This is a genomic window from Streptomyces sp. NPDC059142 (assembly GCF_042755665.1).
Lineage (GTDB): Bacteria > Actinomycetota > Actinomycetes > Streptomycetales > Streptomycetaceae > Streptomyces.
In genome coordinates this window covers 1-8,708 of record NZ_JBHZDA010000159.1, presented here as the reverse complement: position 1 = coordinate 8,708, position 8,708 = coordinate 1, and the positions used below count along the sequence as shown (strand labels likewise).

General features: G+C 72.6%; 6 protein-coding genes. 3 read left to right on the top strand and 3 right to left on the bottom strand.

Annotation, left to right across the window (positions count from 1 at the left end; translation table 11 throughout):
• Window positions 1-342: 342 nt before the first annotated feature.
• Window positions 343-909: a MarR family winged helix-turn-helix transcriptional regulator gene (locus ACFXPK_RS31585; RefSeq protein WP_385080566.1), complete on the bottom strand. Its 567-nt coding sequence runs from the start codon at window positions 907-909 to the stop codon at window positions 343-345.
• Window positions 910-1,056: 147 nt separating this feature from the next.
• Between ACFXPK_RS31585 and ACFXPK_RS31580 the strand changes: the two genes are divergently transcribed.
• Complete coding sequence (locus tag ACFXPK_RS31580; RefSeq protein WP_385080569.1) at window positions 1,057-2,403, top strand: MFS transporter; 1,347 nt, start codon at window positions 1,057-1,059, stop codon at window positions 2,401-2,403.
• On the opposite strand, the gene ACFXPK_RS31575 is transcribed toward ACFXPK_RS31580, so the two are convergent.
• Both ACFXPK_RS31575 and ACFXPK_RS31570 read right to left on the bottom strand, forming a co-directional pair.
• The gene (locus tag ACFXPK_RS31575) at window positions 2,344-4,065 is read right to left on the bottom strand and encodes a SpoIIE family protein phosphatase (RefSeq protein WP_385080564.1); all 1,722 of its coding nucleotides are present in this window, start codon (window positions 4,063-4,065) and stop codon (window positions 2,344-2,346) included. The two genes, ACFXPK_RS31580 and ACFXPK_RS31575, sit on opposite strands and share 60 nt — an antisense overlap.
• 207 nt (window positions 4,066-4,272) lie before the next feature.
• A complete protein-coding gene (locus ACFXPK_RS31570; protein ID WP_385080567.1) occupies window positions 4,273-5,685 on the bottom strand; it encodes an NAD(P)/FAD-dependent oxidoreductase in 1,413 nt (470 codons plus the stop codon).
• Window positions 5,686-6,144: 459 nt separating this feature from the next.
• Between ACFXPK_RS31570 and ACFXPK_RS31565 the strand changes: the two genes are divergently transcribed.
• Both ACFXPK_RS31565 and ACFXPK_RS31560 read left to right on the top strand, forming a co-directional pair.
• Window positions 6,145-6,972, top strand: coding sequence for a TetR/AcrR family transcriptional regulator (locus ACFXPK_RS31565; protein ID WP_385080562.1), 828 nt, complete (start codon window positions 6,145-6,147; stop codon window positions 6,970-6,972).
• A 268-nt stretch (window positions 6,973-7,240) separates the two neighbouring features.
• Window positions 7,241-8,708, top strand: a 1,468-nt coding sequence (locus ACFXPK_RS31560; protein WP_385080560.1) for a sigma-70 family RNA polymerase sigma factor, incomplete at its 3' end; no start/stop codon positions are given.

The window sequence follows — 8,708 nt, the reverse complement described above, 5'->3', positions numbered from 1 at the left end:
CTTTCCCTTTCCGGCGAGTCCGACTCTATCAGATCCTTTCGGGCCTGATTCCCAGTCAGCGGGCTTGTCCTCCCGGCCCTGCGGCCGTTCCGACGTCCCAAACCTTAGCGGATTCCGCAGGCGACTCATAATCGAGTCTTCGAAATGAATTTCGGCATGCCGAAATTCGTCCCGGCCAGGGGATCATGCTGTGTTTTGGGTGCCGCTACTGCGGCGGAGTGGCTGTCGTGGAACCGTACCGGCCCCGTGACAACTCGAAGAACCTTACGGACGGACCGGGGGCGTGTCAAACCGCTGTCGCGCCCTTCGCCGGCCATCCGTCGGCCCTCCGCCGACGCTCCGTCAGTCCAGATCGGTCAGGCGTCCGCCGGCGTCCGGCTGGGCGTGTTCCACGCGGCGGAGGAGGCGGATCAGCATCTCTCCGAGCACCCCGCGTTCGTCGCCCGTGAGGTCCTGGAGCAGCTCCTCCTCGAAGTCCGAGGCCATCCGCATCGCCGCGAGCCACTTCGCACGGCCCTCGTCGGTCAGCTCCACGATCACGCGGACCCGGTTGGTCTCGTCGCGGTCGCGGGTCACCAGGCCCTCGCCCGCCATGCGGTCGATGCGGTGCGTCATCGCGGCCGGGGTGAGGCCCAGGCGCTTCGCGAGTTCGCCGGGGCCCAGGCGGTAGGGGGCTCCCGCGACCACCAGGGTCTTGAGGACTTCCCATTCGGCGTTGCTGATGCCCAGGTCGGCGACCTGTCTGCCGTACGCGACGTTCATACGGCGGTTCAGCCGGCCGAGTGCCGAGACGATCTGCTCCACCTGAGGGTCGAGATCGCGGAACTCCCGCTGGTAGGCGGTGATCTGCTCTTCGAGGCTCGGCTCCTGGAGATCCGGCGGGCCGGGTTTCTCGGGGGTGTCGGACATCGGGGCAGTATGCCACGGCCTGTGTTGGCGTTGAAGTCCTTCGCTGTGTACTGTTTAGCTTCTAAGTTTAGCTTTGAAGTCTTCAGGGTTGAGTCCTCAGCCCTCCGACTCCTTGATCTCTTGAGGTAGGTGAGTGTGACCAGGGCGATGGGCGCGTCTTCGGCGATGCGCCGGATCCAGACGGGGAACGCGCTGAGCGCGTTCGGACTCGGATTCACGGTTCCGTATCTCTATGTGTACGTGGCTCAGGTGCGGGACCTGGGCGCGAGTACGGCCGGTGCCGTGCTGGCGGTCTTCGCGCTGGCCGCGCTGGTGGTGCTGCCCTTCATCGGGCGGGTGATCGACCGGCGCGGGCCGCTGCCCGTGCTGGTGGGCGGCGCTCTGGCCGCCGCCGTCGGGGCGCTCGCCATGGGGCTCTCCGCCAGCGTGCCGGCCGCCGTGGCCGCCGCCGGGCTGCTCGGCGCAGGGACCGCCGTCATGCAGCCCGCGCTGGCCACGATGATCGTCTGGTCCTCCTCGCCCTCGACCCGTACGCGGGCCTTCGCCACCCAGTTCTTCCTGGCCAATCTCGGGCTGGGCGTCGGCGGGCTGATCGGCGGGCAGCTCGTCGACGAGAGCCGGCCCGGCAGCTTCACCCTGCTCTTCTCCGTCGAAGCCGTGATGTTCCTCGTCCTGGCGGCGATCGCCGGCACCGTACGGCTGCCCCGCCCCGCCGCCCTGCCCAGGCTGCCCGGCGCACCCGCACGCGGGATGCGCGCCCTGCTGAGCCACCGGGCCATGGTGCACCTGTGCCTGCTGGGGTTCGTGCTCTTCTTCGCCTGTTACGGACAGTTCGAGTCGGGGCTGGCGGCCTACGGCACCGAGGCGGCCGGGATCGACCCGTCGACGCTGGGGATCGCGCTGGCCGCCAACACGGCGGTGATCGTGGTCGCGCAGTTCGTGGTCCTGCGGCTCGTGGAGCGGCGCAGGCGCAGCCGGGTGATCGCCGCGGTCGGGCTGATCTGGGCGTTCGCGTGGATCGTCGCCGGGTACGCGGGGCTCGGGCACGGTGGTCAGACGGTGGCGACGGCGGCGTTCGTCTCGACGTACGCGCTCTTCGGGCTGGGTGAGGCGATGCTGTCGCCGACGGTCGCCCCGCTGGTCGCCGATCTCGCGCCCGCCGAGTCCGTCGGTCAGTACAACTCGGCGTTCGCGCTGGTCAAGCAGGTCGCGCTGGCGGTGGGTCCGGCGGTGGGCGGGCCGATGGGCGCCGCGCTGCACGGTCCGTACATCGTGACGTTCGTGCTGTTCTCGCTCGGTATCACCATGCTGGCCCTGCGGCTGGGGCGGCAGCTCACCCCCGTACAGGACCAGCCGTCGCTCGCGGCGGGCTCGCGGGTCGTGGCGCAGGGGGCGCCCGTCGCGGCGGCCCCGCCGCGCGAGATGGGTGCGGGGTCAGTGCGGCAGGGCGAACTCGCACCAGACGGCCTTGCCGCCTCCGGGGGTACGGCGTGAGCCCCAGGACGACGCGATCGTCGCGATGATGGAGATGCCGCGGCCCGCCTCGTCCGCCAGTTCGGCGCGGCGCCGCCGGGGCAGGTGGTCGTCCCCGTCCGTCACCTCGATGATCAGCCGGCGGTCCGTGCGGCGGAGTCTGAGGCGCATGGGCGGGGTGCCGTGCTGAAGGGAGTTCGCGACCAGTTCGCTGGTGGCGAGCACCCCCAGATCGCGCAGCTCCACCGGGAAGCGCCAGGAGGAGAGCACGCCCGTCGCGAAGGCACGGGCGCGCGGGGCGGCCTCGATGCCGCCGAGCAGGTCGAGCGCCGCGTTGTGGAACAGCTCGGCGTCGGCGCCCGTTCTGGCGGGGTGCTGGAGGACGAGCACCGCGACGTCGTCGTCGTGGTCGTCGGTCACGCCCAGGGAGCGGATCAGCCGGTCGCAGACGACCTGGGGTGAGCCCTGGGCGCCGGACAGGGCGCGCTCCAGGGAGGCGACGCCCTCGTCGATGTCCTCACCGCGCCGTTCGACCAGGCCGTCCGTGTAGAGGACGGCGGTGGAGCCGGGCGGGAGGGCGATAGAGCCGGAGGTGTGGAGCCAGCCGCCGGTGCCGAGCGGCGGGCCCGTCGGGTCCTCGGCGCGCTGGACGGAGCCGTCCGCGGCGCGGACCAGGATGGGCAGATGGCCGGCGGAGGCGTAGACGAGGCGGCCCTCGTTGGGGTCGTGGACGGCGTAGACGCAGGTGGCGATCTGGCTGGCGTCGATCTCGGCGGCGAGCCCGTCGAGGAGCTGGAGCACCTCGTGCGGCGGCAGGTCGAGCCGGGCGTAGGCGCGTACGGCCGTACGCAACTGCCCCATGACGGCGGCGGCGCGCACGCCGCGGCCCATCACGTCGCCGATGACCAGGGCGGTACGGCCGGCGCCGAGGGTGATCACGTCGTACCAGTCGCCGCCGACCGCCGCGTCCTCGCCGCCGGGCCGGTACGTGGCGGCGACGCGCAGGTCGTCCGGTTGCTCCAGCTCCTGCGGGAGCAGCGAGCGCTGGAGGGTGACGACCGTACGGCGGTGGCGCTGCTCGCTGGTGCGCAGCCGCTCGGCCGCCTCGGCGTGGTCGGTGACGTCGGCGGCGTGGACGAGGATGCCCGCGGTGCCCTGGCAGGTGACGGGGGTGCAGGTGACCGTGTAGGAGCCCTCCGTACGGTCGGACCGCTCCGTACGGTCGGAGCGTTCTGTACGTTCGGAGCGTTCCGTACGTTCGGTGCGGTCGGCGCCCGCGCGGTGGCTCTGTGCCTTGCGGGACTTGACGGTGCGGGGCGTGCCGCTGCGCCGGACCTGGTCGAGGAGCGGGAGCAGGCCCAGCTCCGCCAGCTCGGGGCAGCTCTCGGCCGCCGTGGCGCCCGGGGGACGCGGGCCGAACGTCGCCGCGTACGCGCTGTTCACGTAGGCCACGCGGTGGTCGGGGCCGTACACCAGGGCGACCAGGGCGGGCAGTTCGCCGAGGATCTCCCGTACGGACAGGTCTTCGAGGGAGGGGACGGACGGGAGCGGAGCGGGGTCGGCCGCGGGCTCGGGCTTCTGTTCGTACTCACCGCGGGCCGCCGGCACGGAACCGCGGTCCGTCCGCGCGGCGGCGCGGCGCTGTGTACCGGGGAGCCGGGCGCTCCAACGCGTGAAGTTCACGGATTCTCTGGCCTCATGGTGTCGTTGTCGTGCTGTGGGTCATGGCCGGGCGGGGCGGTCGGGCCGGATCACTCTGTGCAGATGTGAGTCCACCTATGGTCACACGTCCAGTGTGACCGACCGCACTGACAGGTACGCACGGTGACGAGGGCGGCCGGGATCTCCGGGGTCGCCGGGGTCCTCCGCGGTCCGCCGGGGTCTCCGGCCTCACGCCTTCCCGGGTCCCCGTGGGCCTTCGGTGCCCTCCGGACGGTCGCCTCCTCCGGTTCCTTCGGAACGGTCGGTTCCTGAGGAACGGCCGGCGCCCCGGTTTCGTTCGCCGCCGTGGGATCGTCCGCCGCCCGCGGCGAGTTCGAATTCGGCGCGCGGGTGTTCCAGCGAGCCGAGGGAGACGATCTCCCGTTTGAAGAGCCCGGACAGGGTCCATTCCGCGAGGACGCGGGCCTTCCTGTTGAAGGTGGGAACGCGGCTGAGGTGGTACACGCGGTGCATCAGCCAGGCCGGATAGCCCTTGAGCTTCCGGCCGTAGACGTGCGCCACGCCCTTGTGGAGGCCGAGCGACGCGACCGATCCCGCGTAGGCGTGACGGTAGTCCTGGAGAGGTGCGCCGCGCAGGGAAGCGAGGATGTTCTCCGCGAGGACTCGGGCCTGCCGTACGGCGTGCTGCGCGTTGGGCGCGCACTCCTTCCCCGGTTCGTCCGAGGTCAGATCGGGTACGGCGGCGGCGTCCCCGGCCGCCCAGGCGTGTTCGGTGCCGTCGACGGCGAGTTGCGCGGTGCAGCGGAGCCGGCCGCGTCCGTCGAGCGGCAGGTCGGTGTTGGCGAGGACGGGGTGCGGCTTGACGCCGGCGGTCCACACGACGGTACGGGTGGGGAAGCGGGCGCCGTCGCTGAGGACGGCGACGCGGTCCTCGCAGGAGTCCAGGCGGGTGTCGAGCCGTACGTCGATGTTGCGGGCGCGCAGCTCCCGTACGGCGTACTTGCCCATCACGTCGCCGACCTCGGGGAGGATCCGGCCGGTGGCCTCGACGAGGATCCACTTCATGTCGTCGGCCTTGATGTTGTGGTAGTACCGCGAGGCGTAGCGGGCCATGTCCTCCAGCTCGGCGAGCGCCTCGACGCCCGCGTAGCCGCCGCCCACGAAGACGAAGGTGAGGGCGGCGTCGCGGATGGCGGGGTCGCGGGTGGAGGAGGCGATGTCCATCTGTTCGATGACGTGGTTGCGCAGGCCGATGGACTCCTCGACCGTCTTGAACCCGATGCCGTGCTCGGCGAGTCCGGGGACGGGGAGGGTGCGGGAGATGGAGCCGGGCGCGAGGACGAGTTCGTCGTAGGTGAGGTCGACGGTGCCGGTGTGCTCCTCCTCGCCGGCGAGGGTGCGCAGGGTCGCGGTGCGCTTGGCGTGGTCGATGGCGGTGGCCTGGCCGATGAGGATCGAGCACTGGTCGAGCACGCGGCGGAGCGGGACCACGACATGGCGGGGCGAGATGTTGCCGGCGGCGGCCTCGGGGAGGAACGGCTGGTAGGTCATGTACGGGTCGGGCGAGACCACGACGATCTCGGCCTCACCGCTCTTGAGCCGCTGTTTCAGCTTCCGCTGGAGGCGCAGGGCGGTGTACATGCCGACGTAGCCGCCACCGATCACCAGCACGCGGACCTTGGGCGGACGTGCCTCGGGCGGCGGTGCCTCGGACGCGGGTGCGGGGGTCGTTCCCCGGGAGATCTCAGCCGTCACCTTCCCATGACGCACCCGGCTTCGTTGTTTGTCCACAGGCGCGACGCATTGTATGACCGGAGAACATCGGCGGGTCCGGCCGGCCGCGGGCGGGCGGCGACGCGGTGACGGACGGAGGCGCGCAGGTCAGCGGGGGCGGGGCCGGTGAGGCGCGGGGGGCGAATCAGGCATGTTCCGGTCCTTGCGCCGATCGGGGGGCGCTCCGTGCGGAACTACCCTCTTCTGAATTGCCCCGGGCTCAACTATGTTCGTACCTCGTCGGGGTGTCCGGCCGGTGACCGACCGGGAACCCGGCAGCCAGGCGGGGAGTCTCCGGGGGGAGACATCATTACCGGGGGAACGCTTATGCACATTCAGAATTCTCATTGGCAGGCTGCCGTCGTCACGGAGGGTGACGGACGCGTGGCCGAAGAGGGACGACTGGGAGCGGTGGGGGTCGGTGGCGCAGGTCGCGCCGCGCCCCTCCGTGTGGACGCACAGCGCAATCTGGAGCACGTACTGCGCGCGGCTCGTGAGGTGTTCGGCGAGCTGGGGTACGGGGCTCCGATGGAGGACGTGGCGCGGCGCGCCCGGGTCGGGGTCGGTACGGTCTACCGGCGGTTCCCGAGCAAGGACGTGCTGGTCAGGCGAATAGCCGAGGAGGAGACGTCCCGGCTGACCGATCAGGCGCGTACCGCGCTGGGTCAGGAGGACGAGCCGTGGTCGGCGCTCTCCCGCTTCCTGCGCACATCGGTGGCGTCGGGCGCGGGGCGGCTGCTGCCTCCGCAGGTGCTGCGGGTGGGAACAGCCGCAGACGGCACGGACGGCACGGTCGGCGCGGTGGCCGGGCGGGGCGGGGTGTCGGACGAGGCGCGGGTGCCGCAGCAGCGGCAGGCGGGCCAGCCCGATCTGCGGGTCGTGGGTTCGCGGCTCTCCTCGGTCCCGGCGTCGGCGGCCTCCGGCGGAGCCGGTGATCTGGACGACCCGGGCGTCGTCGAACTGCTCGATGTCGTGGGGCAGTTGGTCGAGCGGGCACGGACGGCGGGTGAGCTGCGCGGCGATGTGACCGTGGCGGACGTTCTGTTGGTGATCGCGACGGCGGCGCCCACGCTGCCGGACGCGGTGCAGCAGGCGGCGGCTTCGGCGCGGTTGCTGGACATCCTGCTGGAGGGTCTGCGGTCCCGGCCCGTGTGACGCGGTGCCGTGGCCGCGTGCTGCTCGCGCGGCGGGGGCCGGTGCGCTTCGGCGTACCGGCCCCTTTCGAACTGGCTTGTCGTTTAAGGGCGTTGATCTTTCCCCGAACGGGTGAAGGTTAAAGCAGTCATCGGGGAAAGCCCCTCGGACGAGTGGTGCGGGGCGCCGAGCCCTGGGTCCGGCGTGGCGCGCTGTGGCACGCTGGCCCGGTGTTTGGGTCAGAAGCGGTGGAGCGGTGCGTACGGGGTGCGTACGGAGGCTTCACGCGATGAGCGGTGACGGACGGGACGAGCCGCTGGACGGCAGTGCCGCCGACGGTGCCGACCGTACCGCCGGTGGTGCCGGTGACGGCGCGGGATCCGACGATATGGCGTCTACTCGCCAGGTGCCGAGCCAGGGCGGGCCCAAGGAGCCTTCCGCCGGACCCGGTGGTGCGGGTGGTCCGGGCGCGGCGGGTGGTCCAGGCGCGGCGGGTGGTCCAGGCGCGGCGGGTGTTCCCGGTCAAGGCGGGCCCGTGGGACCCGGTCCTTCGGGGCCCTCGGGGTTTCCCGGTCCGGGCGTACCGCATCCCGCGAGCGGCTCGGCAGGGCCGGGCGTCCAGGGCCGGTCCGGCGAGCCGGACGGGAGCGTGCCCACCCAGCGCGAGCGCGCCGACGGGGCGCCGGTCCACGGGGCGCCGGGTTCCGGGGCGGCTGCCTCCGGGAGGCCGGCGGCGCCGGGGCGGGGTGAGCTGCCGCCCTCGGACGCCGATCTGATCCAGCGGATGCGGGAGGGCGACGACAGCGCGTACGAGGAGCTGTTCCGCCGCCACTCGGAGCCGGTGCGCCGGTACGCCCGTACCTGCTGCCGCGACGCGTACACCGCGGACGATCTGACGGCCGAGGTGTTCGCCCGTACGCTCCAGGCGGTACGGGGCGGCGCCGGGCCCGAGCAGGCGGTGCGCGCCTATCTGCTGACGACCGTACGGCGGGTCGCCGCGTCCTGGACGAAGTCCGCGAAGCGCGAACAACTGGTCGACGACTTCGCGGTGTTCGCGGCGCAGGCCACCCGCACCTCCGAGGTCTCGGCGGAGGACACCCTCGATCTGGGCGCGGACGTCCTGGCGATGCACGAGGCCGAGCAGTCCATGGCCATGCAGGCGTTCCGCAGTCTGCCGGAGCGGTGGCAGGCCGTCCTGTGGCACACCACGGTCGAGGAGGAGTCGCCCAGCCAGATCGCGCCGCTCTTCGGGCTGACCGCCAACGCCACGGCCGTCCTGGCCAGTCGGGCGCGCGAGGGCCTCAAGCAGGCGTATCTCCAGGCGCATGTCAGCTCGGCGCTGACGGCGGAGGGCGACTGCGCGCGGTACGCCGACCGGCTCGGCGCGTATGCCCGGGGCGGACTGCGCATGCGCGCCGAACGCGGGCTGCGCAAGCACCTGGAGGAGTGCGCGAAGTGCCGTCTCGCGGCGGGTGAGCTGGCGCAGGTCAACGCGGTGATCCCGGCGGCGGTGCTGCCGGTCGCGGTGATCGGCTGGTTCGCCACGGGGTACTCGCTCAAGGCGGCCGGGGTCGTGGCGGGCGGAGCCGCGGGAGCGGCCGGCGCGGGCGCCGCGGCGGCGGCGGGCGGGGCCGCGGGCGGGGCTTCCGGTGGATCGGCGGGCGCGGGGGCCGGCGGGGGGGGGGCGCGCGGGGGGCGCCCCGCGGGGGCGCGGCGGCGCGCGCCGCCGCCCGCGGGGGGGGGGTGGGGGGGGGGGG